Raw genomic sequence first — 230 nt, forward strand, 5'->3', positions numbered from 1 at the left:
GGTCCAGTTGCTCGCCATCGTTCAGATAGGTACCCGTAACGCTCAGGGCATTGACGCGTCCCGCGAACTCCTGGTGCGACGACAAATAGCCGGAGTCCACTGCACCGAGTTTGACGCCCGCACCGCTGAATCCCAAAGCATAGGCGTGCTGGGCATTCATGGCACCCAGTCCCCAGTCCGCCTTGAATTCCGGGTGATTCGCCCAGGTTGCCACGGCCGCGTCCCGATCG

1 pseudogene is annotated in these 230 nt (G+C 62.2%); it reads right to left on the reverse strand.

Going from position 1 to position 230, the window contains the following annotated elements:
- Nucleotides 1-214, reverse strand: a pseudogene (locus SB847_RS22460) (hypothetical protein); the annotation flags it as partial.
- Nucleotides 215-230 lie beyond the last annotated feature (16 nt).

It is taken from the genome of Bacillus sp. SIMBA_026 (genome assembly GCF_046535335.1).
Lineage (GTDB): Bacteria > Bacillota > Bacilli > Bacillales > Bacillaceae > Bacillus > Bacillus velezensis.